The sequence below is a fragment of the Ruegeria sp. BB5 genome (genome assembly GCF_056539405.1).
In genome coordinates this window covers 60,963-75,810 of sequence record NZ_JBQFUX010000003.1, presented here as the reverse complement: position 1 = coordinate 75,810, position 14,848 = coordinate 60,963, and the positions used below count along the sequence as shown (strand labels likewise).

General features: G+C 59.6%; 16 protein-coding genes. 9 read left to right on the top strand and 7 right to left on the bottom strand.

Annotated elements, in window-relative coordinates:
• Nucleotides 1-3: 3 nt before the first annotated feature.
• From ACR0DL_RS10205 to ACR0DL_RS10175, 7 genes are all read left to right on the top strand, one after another.
• Nucleotides 4-774: a heme ABC transporter ATP-binding protein gene (locus ACR0DL_RS10205; protein WP_480688942.1), complete on the top strand. Its 771-nt coding sequence runs from the start codon at nt 4-6 to the stop codon at nt 772-774.
• Nucleotides 775-880: 106 nt separating this feature from the next.
• On the top strand, nt 881-1,861 hold the full coding sequence (gene bioB / locus ACR0DL_RS10200; RefSeq protein ID WP_170349946.1) for a biotin synthase BioB: 981 nt from the start codon (nt 881-883) through the stop codon (nt 1,859-1,861).
• On the top strand, nt 1,858-2,991 hold the full coding sequence (locus tag ACR0DL_RS10195; protein WP_480688940.1) for an 8-amino-7-oxononanoate synthase: 1,134 nt from the start codon (nt 1,858-1,860) through the stop codon (nt 2,989-2,991). Before bioB ends, ACR0DL_RS10195 begins: the two co-directional genes overlap by 4 nt.
• Nucleotides 2,988-3,608: a dethiobiotin synthase gene (gene bioD / locus ACR0DL_RS10190; protein ID WP_480688938.1), complete on the top strand. Its 621-nt coding sequence runs from the start codon at nt 2,988-2,990 to the stop codon at nt 3,606-3,608. Before ACR0DL_RS10195 ends, bioD begins: the two co-directional genes overlap by 4 nt.
• The gene (gene bioA / locus ACR0DL_RS10185) at nt 3,605-4,891 is read left to right on the top strand and encodes an adenosylmethionine--8-amino-7-oxononanoate transaminase (RefSeq protein ID WP_480688936.1); all 1,287 of its coding nucleotides are present in this window, start codon (nt 3,605-3,607) and stop codon (nt 4,889-4,891) included. Before bioD ends, bioA begins: the two co-directional genes overlap by 4 nt.
• The gene (locus ACR0DL_RS10180; RefSeq protein WP_480688934.1) at nt 4,888-5,508 is read left to right on the top strand and encodes a pimeloyl-ACP methyl esterase BioG family protein; all 621 of its coding nucleotides are present in this window, start codon (nt 4,888-4,890) and stop codon (nt 5,506-5,508) included. The genes bioA and ACR0DL_RS10180 overlap by 4 nt, the downstream gene beginning before the upstream one ends.
• Nucleotides 5,505-6,263 (top strand): methyltransferase domain-containing protein, encoded by a 759-nt coding sequence (locus tag ACR0DL_RS10175; protein ID WP_170361764.1) that lies wholly within the window; start codon nt 5,505-5,507, stop codon nt 6,261-6,263. Before ACR0DL_RS10180 ends, ACR0DL_RS10175 begins: the two co-directional genes overlap by 4 nt.
• Nucleotides 6,264-6,269: 6 nt before the next feature.
• Here ACR0DL_RS10175 and ACR0DL_RS10170 read toward each other — a convergent pair whose 3' ends face one another.
• Nucleotides 6,270-6,878: a GntR family transcriptional regulator gene (locus ACR0DL_RS10170; RefSeq protein WP_170349940.1), complete on the bottom strand. Its 609-nt coding sequence runs from the start codon at nt 6,876-6,878 to the stop codon at nt 6,270-6,272.
• A 273-nt stretch (nt 6,879-7,151) separates the two neighbouring features.
• Here ACR0DL_RS10170 and ACR0DL_RS10165 point away from each other — a divergent pair, with 273 nt between their 5' ends.
• Nucleotides 7,152-8,393 carry an acyl-CoA dehydrogenase family protein gene (locus tag ACR0DL_RS10165; protein ID WP_170349939.1) on the top strand — a complete coding sequence of 414 codons (1,242 nt, stop codon included), beginning with the start codon at nt 7,152-7,154 and terminating at the stop codon, nt 8,391-8,393.
• A 4-nt stretch (nt 8,394-8,397) separates the two neighbouring features.
• Here the strand turns inward: ACR0DL_RS10165 and ACR0DL_RS10160 are convergent, their stop codons facing one another.
• From ACR0DL_RS10160 to ACR0DL_RS10150, 3 genes are read right to left on the bottom strand one after another with little or no spacing between them, the layout of a single operon-like run.
• On the bottom strand, nt 8,398-9,177 hold the full coding sequence (locus tag ACR0DL_RS10160; RefSeq protein ID WP_480688932.1) for a carnitinyl-CoA dehydratase: 780 nt from the start codon (nt 9,175-9,177) through the stop codon (nt 8,398-8,400).
• 3 nt (nt 9,178-9,180) lie between these two features.
• Entirely contained in the window at nt 9,181-11,196 is a 2,016-nt protein-coding gene (locus ACR0DL_RS10155) for an acetate--CoA ligase family protein (RefSeq protein ID WP_480688930.1), read from the bottom strand.
• Nucleotides 11,197-11,198: 2 nt separating this feature from the next.
• The gene (locus ACR0DL_RS10150; protein WP_170349936.1) at nt 11,199-12,359 is read right to left on the bottom strand and encodes an acyl-CoA dehydrogenase family protein; all 1,161 of its coding nucleotides are present in this window, start codon (nt 12,357-12,359) and stop codon (nt 11,199-11,201) included.
• A 97-nt stretch (nt 12,360-12,456) separates the two neighbouring features.
• Here ACR0DL_RS10150 and ACR0DL_RS10145 point away from each other — a divergent pair, with 97 nt between their 5' ends.
• Nucleotides 12,457-13,380, top strand: coding sequence for a GlxA family transcriptional regulator (locus ACR0DL_RS10145; RefSeq protein WP_480688928.1), 924 nt, complete (start codon nt 12,457-12,459; stop codon nt 13,378-13,380).
• Nucleotides 13,381-13,397: 17 nt separating this feature from the next.
• On the opposite strand, the gene ACR0DL_RS10140 is transcribed toward ACR0DL_RS10145, so the two are convergent.
• The 3 genes from ACR0DL_RS10140 to ACR0DL_RS10130 are packed head-to-tail and all read right to left on the bottom strand — an operon-like array spanning nt 13,398 to nt 14,837.
• The gene (locus ACR0DL_RS10140; protein ID WP_170349935.1) at nt 13,398-13,655 is read right to left on the bottom strand and encodes a hypothetical protein; all 258 of its coding nucleotides are present in this window, start codon (nt 13,653-13,655) and stop codon (nt 13,398-13,400) included.
• Nucleotides 13,656-13,668: 13 nt separating this feature from the next.
• The gene (locus ACR0DL_RS10135) at nt 13,669-14,370 is read right to left on the bottom strand and encodes a NapC/NirT family cytochrome c (RefSeq protein WP_480688926.1); all 702 of its coding nucleotides are present in this window, start codon (nt 14,368-14,370) and stop codon (nt 13,669-13,671) included.
• A 29-nt stretch (nt 14,371-14,399) separates the two neighbouring features.
• The gene (locus ACR0DL_RS10130; protein WP_170361759.1) at nt 14,400-14,837 is read right to left on the bottom strand and encodes a nitrate reductase cytochrome c-type subunit; all 438 of its coding nucleotides are present in this window, start codon (nt 14,835-14,837) and stop codon (nt 14,400-14,402) included.
• Between the last annotated feature and the right edge of the window lie 11 nt (nt 14,838-14,848).

Sequence of the window (14,848 nt, the reverse complement as noted above, 5' to 3'; positions counted from 1 at the left end):
ACCATGTTGATTGTCACAGACCTGAGCGTTCAGCGGGGACGCCGCACGATCCTAAGCAATCTATTTTTCTCAGCCCAGCCCGGACAGGTGACTGCTGTTGTCGGCCCGTCGGGGGCGGGTAAATCTACCTTGTTGGCCGCGCTGACCGGCGATCTGGACCATGACGGGGCCGTTACGTTGAACGGTCGGGATATCGCGCGAACCAGCGCTGCTGAGCTATCCGACATTCGTGCCGTCTTGCCACAAGCGACTCCGATGAGCTTTCCTTTCACCGTGTTAGAGGTGATCCGCATGGGGCGTATGCGCAGGGCTATGGACGACCGGATTGCCTTGCATGCGCTGACTCGTGTCGGTTTGGGTGGATTTGAAGGGCGGTTCTATCAGGAACTGTCAGGGGGTGAGCAGCAGCGTGTTCAACTGGCCCGCGTTCTGGTGCAGGTGTGGCAACCGACCGGGCCGACAGGGTCGCGCTGGTTGTTTCTGGACGAACCCGTTTCCAGCCTGGATATCGGCCACCAATTGCAGGTGATGCAAATTGTTCGGGATTTCGCGGCCAGCGGCGGCGGGGTGGTCATGGTGATGCATGATCTGAACCTGACGGCCATGTGTGCCGACAATGTGATTCTACTGTCGGATGGGCAAATCCTCAGCCAGGGCACGCCGGTGGATACATTGTGCGACGATTTGCTCAGTCAGGCGTATGGCTGCCGTATTGCGGTCAATTGTGCCCCTGAAACAGGAGTCTACCTTTTACCGCAGGTGGCTGGGCTTTGATCACGCTTCGCGGTTCGGCGCTGTTGAATTAGATTTAAGTTGTAGTTTGAGCAATTATCGATATTAGAAAAGCTAGGCATGGAGTTTTGGATAGATTATCGATAAAATGGAAAACACCTCCCCTACTTGGACCCGCGAGGCGGCGCAGGCCGTATATGATCTTCCCCTAATGGATTTGCTGTTCCGCGCGCAGACCGTGCATCGCGAGAATTTCGATCCCAACAAGATTCAGACCTCCAAGCTGTTGTCGATCAAGACAGGTGGCTGCGCCGAGGATTGTGCCTATTGTTCGCAATCGGCGCGCAACGGCTCAAAACTGTCGGCCTCGAAACTGATCGAGGTTCAGCGCGTGCTGGCCGAGGCCCGCAAGGCCAAGGATGGTGGTGCTACCCGGTTCTGCATGGGCGCGGCTTGGCGTGAACCGAAAGATCGCGACATGGATGCGCTGGTGGCCATGGTCGAAGGCGTTCGCGAGATGGGCATGGAGACTTGCATGACGCTGGGCATGCTGGACGACAACCAGGTGTTTCGGCTGCGTGACGCCGGCCTGGACTATTACAACCACAACATCGACACGTCCGAGCGTTATTACCCCGAGGTGATCACCACCCGCACCTTTGCCGACCGGATCGATACAATGACCCGCGTGCAAGAAGCCGGGATCAAAGTGTGTTCCGGCGGTATCCTGGGGATGGGTGAAGAGGTCGGCGACCGTGTCGATATGTTGGTCACACTGGCCAATATGGGACCAGCACCTGAATCAGTGCCGATCAACATGCTGATGCCGCAGGAAGACACACCGCTGGCGGACGCCAAGCCGATCGATCCGATCGAGTTCGTGCGTGTGATCGCCACCGCCCGTATCATGATGCCGAAATCCTATGTTCGCTTGTCTGCCGGACGCAGCGACATGACCGATGAGCATCAGGCGATGTGTTTCCTGGCCGGGGCGAACTCGATCTTTGTGGGGGAAACGCTGCTGACGGCAGAGAACCCGGAAGAAGACACCGATGCGATCCTGTTTGCCAAGCTTGGGCTGCAAGCCGAAACCGTGGCCGGGCAAAGCTGCGCGGAAGCTGCGGAATGAAAGCATTGGGTCGCCTGAACTCGATGCTTGAAACATTAGGCGCCCGGCATCGTCGCCGGGTGCTGACCCCGAGGCGTGGGCTGGACTTTGCCTCGAATGATTATCTGGGTCTGTCCGAATCTGCATGGCTGCAAGGTGCCGCGCAAAAGGCGCTGGATCGCGGTGTGCCGCTGGGATCGGGTGGGTCGCGGTTGCTGCGCGGCAATCACCCGGAACATGAGGCGTTGGAGGCTGAGGCCGCCGCGTTTTTCGACGCCGAGGCCGCCTTGTTCATGGGCGGCGGGTTTCAGGCCAATCAGGCGATTTTTTCGACCCTTCCCGCCGGCGGTGATCTGATCCTGTATGACGATCTGGTTCATGCCAGCGCTCATGAAGGCATGCGTATGGGCCGGGCCGACACGCGGGCCTTTGCCCATAACGATGTGGCCGACGCGCGCCGTGTTATTGCCGACTGGCTTTCCGCAGGAGGGTCCGGTCAAATCTGGATTGCCGTGGAGAGCGTCTATTCGATGGAGGGTGATCTCGCGCCCCTGAATGCGCTGTCCGATCTGGCTGTGGAGCAGGACGCGGTGTTGGTCGTGGACGAAGCCCATGCGACCGGTGTTTTCGGCCCACACGGCAAAGGACTGGCGCATGGGTTGAAGGCCGAAGTGCTCACATTGCATACCTGCGGTAAGGGTCTGGGCGTTTCGGGCGGACTGATCTGTGGCCCGCGGCTGATGATCGACGCGCTGATCAACAGGGCACGGCCTTTTATTTTTGCGACCGCGCCATCTCCGTTCAACGCGGCCCTGGTGCGGGCTGTACTGGCGCATTTGCAATCAGACACCGGACTGACCGAGGCGGCGAACGCTCGAATACATCATGCCCATGCCGAAGCGCGCCGGAACGGCGTGTCGCCGGGTGCGCTGAACAGTCAGATCATCCCCGTCATTCTTGGGGACGAAGCGCACACGATGCAGACGGCCGCAACCCTGCAGTCGCAAGGCTTTGACGTGCGCGGCATTCGCCCTCCTACGGTTCCGCGCGGCACATCGCGGCTACGGGTTTCGATTTCAGGCAATGTTTCACAGGCCAATATTACCGCCTTGTTCGAAACCCTAGCGCATCAACAAAGCGAGGCCGCATGAGCCCTGTCATCGTAGTCGGAACGGATACGGGCATCGGGAAAACTGTCTTTGCAGCGGGCCTGACAGCAGTCCTTGGCGCGCGGTATTGGAAACCTGTGCAGTCGGGGCTGGAAGAGGCCACAGACTCGGAAACCGTCAAGGCCCTGACCGGTGCCGAGGTGCTGCCCGAGGCGTATCGGCTGAACATGCCCGCCTCGCCACATCTCTCGGCCGAGGATATGGGGATTAAGATCGACCCGGCCCGCCTGACCTTGCCGCCGGTGCTCGGCCCACTTGTGGTTGAAGGCGCGGGCGGGTTGATGGTGCCGCTGAACCGTCAGGTCTTTTTCCTGGATGTGATTGCGCAGTGGCAGGCCCCGATTGTGCTGGTGGCGCGTACCGCACTGGGTACGATCAATCACACGACCCTATCCCTGATGGCGTTGCGCAATGCAGGATGCAATGTGATTGGTGTGGCCTTTGTTGGCGACCCAGAGCCGGACGTGGAACAGACCATCGCCGAAATGACCAATATCCGCCATTTGGGCAGGCTGCCCTTCGTCGAAAACCTTTCACGCGAAACCCTGTCCGACGCATTCTCTGCCATCGACATTGACGCGATCCGAGGTGCCTTATGACACCGCTGGAGTTTGATGCCCACCATCTGTGGCACCCCTATACCAACGTGCTGAAACCCGGCCCGATGCATCTGATCACCGGGGCAGATGGCGTTTGGCTGACGGCCGAGGATGGCACGCAGATGATCGACGCGATGTCGTCCTGGTGGTGTGCGGTGCATGGGCATCGTCACCCGGCCATTATCGGTGCCATGCGGGCACAGTTGGATGAGATGCCTCATGTGATGTTCGGGGGCCTCACGCATTCACCCGCGATTGAGTTGGGCCGTAAACTGATCAACCTGCTTCCTGACGGGTTGGACCGCTTTTTCTACAGCGACAGCGGGTCGGTTGCCATCGAAGTGGCCTTGAAAATGGCAGTGCAGTACCAGATGGCACAGGGCCGTAGGGGGCGCACTCAATTCGCCACCATCCGTGGCGGCTATCACGGCGACACCTGGAAGGCGATGAGCGTTTGCGACCCGGTCAACGGAATGCACGGGTTGTTTGCGGGCGCCCTGTCCGTTCAGCATTTCCTGCCGCGCCCACAGATCGCCTTTGGTCAGGACTGGTCCGAGGATGGTGACCTGAACGGGCTGAATGCACTGGAACAGTTGCTGGAGGCGAAAGCTGACCAAATCGCGGGGCTGATCCTTGAACCTGTGGTTCAGGGGGCAGGGGGGATGTATTTCTACCACCCGACCTGGCTGCAGCGCGCCCATGAGATGTGCAAGGCACATGACGTGCTAGTCATCTTCGATGAGATTGCCACTGGCTTTGGCCGCACCGGTGAGCTGTTTGCCCTGCACCATGCCGACATTTTGCCAGATATCCTGTGCGTGGGTAAGGCGCTGACAGGTGGGCATATCACGTTGGCGGCCACGGTCACCACCGAAACCGTCGCACGACGGATTGGGGAAAGCGAGGCCGGCGTCATGATGCACGGGCCCACCTATATGGCTAACCCGCTGGCCTGCGCGGCGGCGGTGGCCAGTCTGGAACAATTCTCGGTCCGCGATTGGCGGTCGGAAGTGGCGGGTATCGCTGCGCAGATGACGCAGGAGCTGGCTCTGGCGCGCGACTTGCCCGGTGTGGCAGATGTGCGCGTCTTGGGTGCCATCGGTGTTATCGAGATGGAAGGCTGGGTCGACCCGTCGGTGGCGCATGGGTTGGCGTTGGAAACCGGCGTCTGGCTGCGACCGTTCGCGCGCAACATCTATTGCATGCCGCCCTATATCATCTCATCAGATGAGCTAAGCCGCGTAACCTCGGCCATGGTATCGCTGGTTCGAGGGATGTCATGAAACAGCGCTGGTTGTCCCGCTCAGGCACGGCCGAGGTGCTTTTGGTCTTCGGGGGCTGGGCTCTTGGCCCGGGTCCTTTCGAAAGCCTTGAGGGCAATACGGATGTCTTGTTCGTCGACGACTATATCCGTTTGGATAACCCACTGAGCGAGTTGTCAAACTATGACAGGGTCACCCTGATCGCGTTCTCGTTTGGCGTGGCCTCGGCCGCGCATTGGTTGGCACAAACGGGGGTGCGGCCAGATCGGCTGATCGCGGTCAGCGGCACTTTGCATCCCGCCGATGTCGAACGCGGCATCGCGCCGGACATGATCCGGGCCACGGCCGATCAACTTAGCACCGCCAGCTTTGCCAAGTTCTGCCGCCGAGCTGGGCTGGAAGGCCCGGCGCCCGAAGTAGATATCGACACGGCAAAAGCAGAGTTGCACGCGGTGATCGAACGTGGCCCGGCACCCGATCCCGGGTTCGACCGGATTTGGATGCCGCTGAGGGACCGGATCATTTCCACATCCGCCCAAAAGGCAGCGTGGGTTGATCAACAAGAAGCAGTCCGAACTGTTCCAACCGCGCATATACCCTTTGCCAACGGTCAGAACTGGCAGGAGTGGATCGCATGAATGCCCAGATGACCAGCCGCGTCCAGCGTAGTTTTAGCCGCAGTTTCCGCTCGTACCACGAGGCTGCCAACCAACAGGCGCGGATAGCTGAGCGATTGGCGCAGGATTTGCAACGTGACGGTGCTCCGACGCATTTTGCGTCCGGATTGGAGTTTGGCTGTGGCACCGGTCATTTGACCCAAAGGCTTTGCGCGCAGTTCGCGTTTGATGGTTTGACCGTCAACGATCTGTCACCCGAGGCATATGAGACCGCCGCGTCCTTTGGTGCAGGATTTCTGTGTGGTGATGCGGAAACGGTCGCATGGCCTGCGAAACCGGATCTGATTGCCTCGGCGTCAATGATCCAGTGGTTGCCAGATCCCGCCGCGTTCCTGCACCGGGCCGCGCGGGCGCTGGCCCCCGGAGGCTGGCTGGCGGTTTCCGGTTTTGGCCCGCTGCAATATCAGGAACTGGTGCAGATTGGATCGGCGGCGAAGGCGCCCGGTCTTTGTGGACCGGAGGTTTTGACCGCAGCTGTCGAAGGTATTCTGAACGTCGTCAGTGCCGGAGAATCCAAACAGCAGATGCAGTTTTCCTCTCCTCGCGACGTGCTGGACCATCTGCGCAGAACCGGAGTGAACGGGCGCGCGCAGAAGCCGTGGACAAAGTCGAGCCTGCTTTCCTTCAATAATGACTATGTTCGGCAGTTTGGCGGCAAGGACGGGGTTCCGTTGACCTATCACCCGACCTGGATCATCGCCCGGAAACCCGATTGATCCCGCCTAGGGCAGGCGGGTCAGGTGGCGCTGCATAACTGAATGCGCCTTGGCCGCATCGCGATCCTTGATGGCAGCCAGAATTGCAGCGTGATCCGGATCGGCGCGCGGTCGCCATTTGGCGGTGTACAGGTTGTTGAAATGCCACGTGTACAGCACTTGCAGGTTCCTGATCTCGTCAATCATGCGCGGCATGTTGCAGGCCGCGATGACGGCCATATGGAAACGCTGATTGGCGTCTTCCCAATCTTCAGCAGTTTGGGCGCTGTCGCAGTCTTCGTGTACTTGTTCGATCTGGGCAATCTGCTGGGCCGTCAGGTTTGGAACGGAATGTAGCAAGGCCACCGGTTCAAGCGCGCGTCGCATCACGCGCAGCTCTTGAATGGCGTTCTGGTCCATTGGCGCCACGCACATACCTCGGCGTGGTACAGCGACGGCCAGTCCTTTTGATGCCAGATTCAGCAGCGCCTCGCGTACAGTGACCTGGCTGACTCCGAACTCACGCGCGATCAGGTCCTGCCGCAGCTTTTCGCCGGGTTTCAATGCGCCACGGACAATCCTGGTCAACAGTTTCTGCGCAATGTCATCCGATTTTTTGATCTGCTGCTCAGACACCTGAACTCCGTCGCTTTGGTGCTTTGGTCATATGATCAGACGATTATCGCTCTGCAAGGTGATGGGCAACAGGTGATGGTTGTCGTCGCAACAGCTTGGTCGTTAACTCGGCCATGCTTGACGATACAAAACCCGGCAAGTCCTGTCGCAACTCAAATGACCTTGCGGCAAAAACCGTTGGAAACCAACTGGCAGCTTTCACAAATGCGGTGGGTGCGGATAGGGTACCCGCAGAGGCAACGTAGTGTTGCAACGTTCTGAAAAGGGACCGTCATGGACTTTGCCCCATCGCCACGCGCTGCGGAAATCCGCGAGCAGCTGAAACGCTTTATGCAGGCGCATATCTACCCTCGCATCCGTGCCCATAAGGAAGAGATTGAAGCAGGCAAATTCCCGGTCTCATTCATGGAAGACCTCAAGGCGCTGGCCCGGGCCGAAGGGCTGTGGAACCTGTTCCTGCCTTCCTTGCGCGACGATGAACCCGGCACCCGGCTGAGCAATCTGGAATACGCCCCGCTGGCCGAGTTGATGGGGCAGGTCAGCTGGTCCTCTGAGGTGTTCAACTGCAATGCGCCGGACACCGGCAATATGGAGCTGTTGCACATGTTCGCCACGCCCGAGCAGCGCCAAGAATGGCTGGTGCCATTGCTGAACGGCGAAATCCGTTCGGCCTTTGCGATGACGGAACCGGATGTGGCCAGTTCGGACGCGACAAACATCACCACCTCGATCCGGCGCGAGGGGGATGAATATGTCATCAACGGGCGCAAGTGGTTCATCACCAATGCCTGCCATCCGAACACCAGAATGTTCATTGTCATGGGCAAGACCGATCCCAATGCCGACAGGCATAAACAGCAAAGCATGGTGATCGTGCCCAAAAACACATCCGGCCTGGAGATTGTCCGAAACCCCACGATCCTGAATATGCATGACCCCGAAGGCCATGCCGAGCTGCTGTTCAAGGATGTACGCGTGCCGGTCGGCAATCTTCTGGGCGAAGAAGGCAGCGGGTTTGCTCTGGCGCAGGCGCGGCTGGGGCCGGGACGTATCCATCACTGTATGCGCTCAATCGGGGCCGCAGAGATGGCGTTGTCGCTGATGGTTGAACGCGCGCAAGAACGGAAAACCTTTGGCAAGCAACTGTCAGACCAAGGCGTAATCCGGGAATGGATCGCGAAATCGCGGCTTGAGATCGAACAGGCACGTTTGCTGACCCTGCAGGCTGCGTGGAAGATTGACCAGGTGGGCGCCAAGGCGGCGCGGCGTGAGATTTCCCTAATCAAGGTAGTGGCACCCAATGTGCATGCCGCCGTGACCGACCGTGCAATGCAGGTCTTTGGTGCCATGGGGATGACGCCGGATACGCCGCTGGCCGACAGCTATACATGGGCGCGGGCATTGCGATATGCGGACGGCCCGGACGAGGTGCATCTGCAAGCCATCGCGAAGCAGGAGATCAAAGAGTCAAACTTCGGGATGTCAGCGCAATGGCTGACTCCGCCGCCGCGCTGAACGCTTACTTTCCTTTCCAGACCGGGTCGCGTTTTTCCGCAAAGGCGCGCGCGCCTTCCAACTGATCTTCGCTGGCATACAGCACATCTACCGTGCGCAACTGGCGCTTGGTGATGCGGTTCATGGCATCCTGGAACTTGCTGTCCTCGGCGTCGCGCACGACCTCTTTGATCGCGGCGTAAACCAGAGGAGGGCCCGAGGCCAGCAGCCGGGCCAACTCCCACGCGCGATCCATCAACTGATTGGCGGGGATGATTTCGTTCACCAGCCCCCAGCGGTTGGCTTCTTCGGCGTCGAACCAGCGCCCGGTCAGCAGCAGCTCCATCGCGATATGGTAGGGGATACGCTTGGGCAGTTTGACGCTGGCCGCATCCGCAACAGTGCCCGAGCGGATTTCGGGCAGGGCGAATGTGGCATGCTCGGCCGCCAGGATCATGTCGGCTGACAGAGCCAGTTCCAAACCGCCGCCACAGGCGATCCCGTTTACCGCTGCGATCACCGGCTTGTTCAGATCGCGCAGTTCCTGAAGGCCGCCGAACCCGCCAACGCCGTAATCGCCGTCAACTGCATCGCCATCGGCAGCGGCTTTCAGATCCCAGCCGGGGCAGAAGAACTTTTCGCCCGCGCCTGTCAGAATGGCGACGCGCAGTTCGGGGTCATCGCGAAATTCGGCAAAGACCTCACCCATTCTGCGGCTGGTGATCAGGTCGATAGCATTGGCCTTGGGCCGGTCCAGCGTCACCTCAAGGATCACTCCGTCGCGTCGGGTTTTGATCGGGTCCATGTATCAGGCCTTTCTAATCAGGGCATCCACTGCAACCGCCGTGTCGGGCGTGCAGAGAAGCGGGTTAATTTCGACCTCGCCAAGCGTGTCGGCATTTTGCATGACATAAGCCTGAACGGCCTGAATTGCGGTGATGATCGCATCCATATCAGCGGCAGGTTGGCCGCGATAGCCCGCAAGTAACGGGGCTATTTTCAACTTGGCAAGTGCGGCGCGCATATCGTCGGATGTGCTGGGTACCAACAGCGACGCGGTATCGCGTAGCACTTCGGTCAGCACACCGCCTGCGCCCAGCGTCAGGACGAACCCATGCGCCGGATCGCGGACGACGCCGATTAAAAGCTCGACTACGGTACCGGTGATCATCTCTTCGATCAGCACCTCATCCGTCCCGATATCGGCGGCCACATCGGCCACGTCGTCAACCTGGACGCCAAGGCATACTGCGCCGTTTTCGGATTTATGGGCCAACCCGATGCCTTTGATAGCAAAGGGCGCGGTCATATCCGACGCCGCAGCGCGTGCTTCGTCAGCGCCCCGAACTGTGCGGTTCTGAGGGACGCGCAAGCCACACACTTCCAACGCTGATTTCGCCTCGGCCTCGGTCAATGTACGCGTTGCCTCGATCGTGCCGGGCAGGCAAACTACGGCCTCGGCGGGTGCTTTGACCTGACCCGCTGCACGGGTGGCGCTAAGCGCTTCTTGCAGACCCATAAGAGGGGCTACGCCACCGGCCATAAGGTCTTGCGCGATGTCCTGGGGCAGAAGTTCAGGCAGGGTTGCCGCGATGGCGAAACGAGCTCCGGTCTCGGCCCGCACTTTCAGCGCCGCTCGCGATGCGCAGGTCCAATCTGTCGGATCAGTGGTCGGGTAATCGACGATCGAGAAGGTCAGGTCGATATCGTCGCCTGTCATTCCCGACCACGCCCGCGTCATCGCACCCTCATCGCGCCAGATATAAGTGTGGTAGTCCAGCGGGTTATTCAAAGCGACCATCGGACCAAGCGCATCACGCAGTTGGGTTTTCTTGTCGTCAGTCAACTGAGGGAAACTCAGACCAGTGCCAATGGCCATATCGGCGATCAAGCTGGCCTCGCCCCCCGAGCAACTGATCGAGGCGATGTTGCCACCCGGCAATGGCCCGTAGCAGTGCAACAGTTTCAGCGTTTCCAGGAAATCGGGTAGGGCAGACAGGCGCGGTATGCCCAATCGCTCCAGCAGCGCCTGCGCCCCGGCGTCGCTGCCTGCCAGAGACGCGGTGTGCGACACGGTTGCCGCCTGCGCCTGTTCCGACGCGCCGACCTTGAGCGCTATCAGGGGGATGCCCTTTGCATGCGCCTTAGCGGCCAGCGCCTCCCACTGTCGGATATCCTTGAACCCTTCGATATGTAGGCCAACGGCGGTCACGCGCGGGTCGTCGATCAGGGCCGAGGCGATCTCGGCCTGACTGGTTTGCGCCATGTTTCCGCAAGTCACCATATAGGCAATCGGCAGCGCGCGTTTCTGCATCGTCAAGTTGATCGAGATGTTCGAGCTTTGCGTCAAGATCGCAACGCCCTTGTCCACCGGCGTTGCACCATGCTGATCCGGCCATAGCAGCGCCCCGTCCAGCGCGTTGATGAAGCCGTAACAATTCGGTCCCAGAATGGGCATGTCTCCTGCGGCGGTTAGCAACTGCGCCTGCAGGTCCGCGCCGGTGTCATCTTCGGCCACTGCTTCGGAAAAGCCCGAGGCGAAGCATACCGCCCCACCGGCACCCATGGCGGACAGGGTCTGTACCGCCTCAATCGTGGCGTGTCGGTTGATGCCGATGAAAACGGCGTCCGGGGCCTGTGGCAGGTCTTCCAGACGGGCGAAAACCGTGTGCCCTGCGATATCACTTGCCTTGGGATGGACCGGCCAGACCTGGCCGGCATAGCCCATGCGTTCCGATTGAAGGATGACCTGCTGACACCACGCCCCACCGCCGATAACGGCAATGGATTTCGGGCGTAGCAGCCGGTTCAGATCTTTGCTCATCTTCAGGCGCCCAAGGGACGCAGCAGGTCGCGGCTGATGATGTGGCGCTGAATCTCGCTGGTGCCGTCCCAGATACGTTCAACTCTTGCATCGCGCCAGAACCGTTCGATCGGGAAGTCATCCATCAGACCCATGCCGCCGAAGATTTGCAGTGTGGTATCGGTCACCCGCGCCAGCGTCTCGGAGGCATAGAGCTTGGCCGAGGCGATCTCGCGGTTCGATGGCAAGTTCTGGTCCAGTCGCCACGCGGCAGCGAGGGTCAACCAGTCGGCAGCGTCGATCTCGGTGATCATGTCGGCGATCTGAAAGCCGACGCCCTGAAACTTGCCGATGGGTTGGCCGAACTGCTTGCGTTCGGCCGCATAATTCAGCGCATAGTCAAAGCACCGGCGCGCGCGCCCGACTGAAAAGGCCGCGACCGTCAGCCGGGTAGCATATAGCCATTCGTTCATCACCGCAAAGCCACCATCGACTTCGCCGAGGACCTGCGCATCGGGCAGGCGGCAATTGTCGAAATAAAGGATGTAGTTCTTGTAACCTTTATGGCTGACCGAGTTATAGCCCTCGCGAACCTCGAACCCCGGCGTGCCGCGATCCACGAGAAAGGTGGTGATCCGCTTCTTTGGACCTTTCGGGGTCTCATCGACCCCGGTTGCTATGAAGACAATGAAGAAATCCGCGTGTTCCGCGCCCGAGATGAAGTGTTTCGAACCATTGACGACCCAGTCCCCGCCATCGCGCACGGCCTGGCATTTCATGCCCCGCACGTCCGACCCGGCATCCGGTTCGGTCATCGCCAGCGCGTCCATTCTTTCACCACGCACGGCGGGCAGCAGATAGCGCTCGCGCTGATCATCGTTGCAGGCCATCAGGATGTTTTGCGGACGGCCAAAGAAGTGGGTCAGCGCCATGGAACCGCGGCCCAATTCACGTTCGACCAATGTGAAATCCAGATGCGACAGACCAGCGCCGCCGACTTCTTCGGGGAAGTTGCAGGCGTAAAAGCCAAGGTCGATACACTTCTGTTTGATCTCTTCGCCCAGCTCTGACGGCACGGTTCCGCTGCGCTCCACCGCGTCTTCGTGGGGGTAGATCTCTTTCTCGACAAAGCTGCGGACCGTTGAAACGATCATTTCCTGTTCTTCTGACAGACCGAATTGCATGGCGCGTGTTCCCTGGCTGGTGGTTGACGAATGAAACGCCACAGGTCACGGTCACGACATGCAAAGTTAGCCGCTTAGTATGCAGAGTTAGAAAAAATTGTCCCAACGCTATAACATTCTGTTGTTTGATGGGTTTTCGAACCACTGCCTCGCCAACATGGTCGAACCGCTACGGGCGGCCAACTCGTTGTCGCGGCAGACGCTGTATCTCTGGCGATTCTGTTCGTTGGATGGCAAGCCCGTGCAAAGTTCCAGCGGGCTGGTCGTCACGCCGCATGGGGCCTTGCACGATCACAGCGGCGATGTATTGGTCGTGATGCCATCTTACGGCTATTTGTCGCTGGATACCCGTGCCACCACGCGCGCCCTGCTGGCGGCGGCGCGGACCCATCCGCAAGTGGCCGGGCTGGATACCGGCAGTTGGCTACTGGCGCGCGCTGGCTTGCTGGACGATCACCGCGCGACGATTCACTGGGATGAGCTGTCGCGGTTCGAAGAAGCTTTTCCAGCAGTCGACGTTGTGCAGGAACGCTTTGTCTTAGACGGCAACCGGTTGACTTGTTCGGGGGCGATGGCGGCCTTTGATCTGGCCTCGGCCCTCATTCGTCGGGATCATGGCCCGCTACTGTCGATGGAGGTAGCCCACCTGCTGATGAGCCGCAGCGCGACCGATCCCTATGCCTTACCTCTGAAATCCGAAGATACGCTGGTCAATCGCACGTTAACGGTGATGCAGGGGAACATAGAAACACCGCTGACGATCCGGGACGTTGCCCGCAAACTTGGCTGTTCGCAAAAGAAGATCGAGATGCGGGTTCAGGCCGAATTACGCACCACGCCGCAGGCACTGTATCGGCGCCTGCGGCTGACTATGGCCCGGAAACTGGTCGAGGAGACCGAACAAACCATCGCGGAAATTGCCGGTCGCTGCGGGTATGAAAACGCCAGCGCCATGACCCGTGCGTTCAAGGCCGAATTCGGGCGAACCCCGACTGCATTCCGCAGCGGGGCGCCGAATTGATGCAAAGTTTGGCGAATTCAGACTGTCGCACCCTTGATGCGGATGACCGAACCCAACGTACCTGCGCACAGGCCGATGACGACGGCGATTAACAATTCGACCATACTGACATTGGCAAAGTTCCAATGGGCGAAGATCACCGTTTCCAGCACGCCGACCACGGCCCCCATCAAGCCGCCCAGCCACAGGCGGCGGGTCATCATGCCAAGCGCAAGGCCCAGAATGCCCGGAAGGCTGATGATGTTGGCCCCGATTGTTCCCAGAAGTTCCAGCATATCGTGCCTCTCTTTAGTCCGCGCTCTTGTTCAGAAATGACCGGATCTCATCGCTGCTATCTGCAACCTGATGCGATTGTGCGCCCGTTGTCTCACCGGCCAGCTCATCCGTAACTCTCTGGTATTCCTCAAGGTAATCCGAAGGCAGGCTGTGCGCGATGCCCTGGTGGCAATCGATGCACGTCATGTTGGTGTCGATGGCGCGCTGGTGTTCGGATGCGGCGCGGGTTTCCTGAATGGTGAAGTCCATATAGTCGAAGTTGTGGCAATTGCGGCATTCGCGGCTGTCCGACGCCTTCATCTTTTTCCAGACGGCCGAAGCCATGCTCAGACGGTGCGCTTCGTATTTTTCGGGCGTGCTGATGGTTCCGGCCAGTTCGTGATAGACGTCTTTGACGGCCATGATCTTGGCCTTGATCTTGTGGTTCCACTCATGCGGCACGTGGCAGTCGGAACAAATCGCGCGCACGCCGGAATGGTTGTTGTAGTGGATCGTTTCGCGATATTCGCCCAGATTGACCTCCATCGTGTGGCACGAGGTACAAAACTCCTCGGTGTTGGTCAGTTCCAGTGTCCAGTGGAACCCACCCCAGAACAGGATGCCGGCCAGAAAGCCTGCTAGGATCAGAAAGCCCGAGCTGAACGCCACGGCCGGTGTCCAGATCCAGTTCCAGAGGCGGCCAAACCAACCGCGTTTTTCGGGGGAGTCTGCCATCTTGGTGCTCCTTTCAGACATGCGTTGGATTAGTTGCCGGACGAGGGTTCAAACACGTTGTCGACCAACGCAGGCGCGTCTGCCTGAGGCACGTGACATTGGTTGCAGAAATAGCGGGTGCCCGCAATGTGATCCAGCTCGTTGCCGTCGCGATCCAGATAGTGGGTCATCGACAGGGTCGGAGCGTTGCGTTCACCTGCCTTGGTCCAGTCGTGGCAGGACAGACACTGATTGGTGCGCACGTCGATCTGGTATTGTTCGATCGAATGAGGAACCAGCGGCGGTTGCTGGCGATAGTTGCGCTGCATGCGTCCTTCGACATTTTTGTGGATCTGATCGAGTGGAATAAGCTCATCCACATCCGCCCCACGCAGGGTTTCCACTTGGGCCGACTGGGCAAGGGCGAACCCGCTCAGGAGCAAAACGGGGATCAGGGCCATTCCGCCTGTCACGATTGATTTTTTCATCTTGGCACTCC

Bases quoted from the DNA above. Each gene is read 5' to 3' on its own strand.
- ACR0DL_RS10205 (WP_480688942.1), top strand. From the start codon at position 4: ATGTTGATTGTCACAGACCTGAGCGTTCAGCGGGGACGCCGCACGATC.
- bioB (WP_170349946.1), top strand. From the start codon at position 881: ATGGAAAACACCTCCCCTACTTGGACCCGCGAGGCGGCGCAGGCCGTA.
- ACR0DL_RS10195 (WP_480688940.1), top strand. From the start codon at position 1,858: ATGAAAGCATTGGGTCGCCTGAACTCGATGCTTGAAACATTAGGCGCC.
- bioD (WP_480688938.1), top strand. From the start codon at position 2,988: ATGAGCCCTGTCATCGTAGTCGGAACGGATACGGGCATCGGGAAAACT.
- bioA (WP_480688936.1), top strand. From the start codon at position 3,605: ATGACACCGCTGGAGTTTGATGCCCACCATCTGTGGCACCCCTATACC.
- ACR0DL_RS10180 (WP_480688934.1), top strand. From the start codon at position 4,888: ATGAAACAGCGCTGGTTGTCCCGCTCAGGCACGGCCGAGGTGCTTTTG.
- ACR0DL_RS10175 (WP_170361764.1), top strand. From the start codon at position 5,505: ATGAATGCCCAGATGACCAGCCGCGTCCAGCGTAGTTTTAGCCGCAGT.
- ACR0DL_RS10165 (WP_170349939.1), top strand. From the start codon at position 7,152: ATGGACTTTGCCCCATCGCCACGCGCTGCGGAAATCCGCGAGCAGCTG.
- ACR0DL_RS10160 (WP_480688932.1), bottom strand. From the start codon at position 9,177: ATGGACCCGATCAAAACCCGACGCGACGGAGTGATCCTTGAGGTGACG.
- ACR0DL_RS10155 (WP_480688930.1), bottom strand. From the start codon at position 11,196: ATGAGCAAAGATCTGAACCGGCTGCTACGCCCGAAATCCATTGCCGTT.
- ACR0DL_RS10150 (WP_170349936.1), bottom strand. From the start codon at position 12,359: ATGCAATTCGGTCTGTCAGAAGAACAGGAAATGATCGTTTCAACGGTC.
- ACR0DL_RS10140 (WP_170349935.1), bottom strand. From the start codon at position 13,655: ATGCTGGAACTTCTGGGAACAATCGGGGCCAACATCATCAGCCTTCCG.
- ACR0DL_RS10135 (WP_480688926.1), bottom strand. From the start codon at position 14,370: ATGGCAGACTCCCCCGAAAAACGCGGTTGGTTTGGCCGCCTCTGGAAC.
- ACR0DL_RS10130 (WP_170361759.1), bottom strand. From the start codon at position 14,837: ATGAAAAAATCAATCGTGACAGGCGGAATGGCCCTGATCCCCGTTTTG.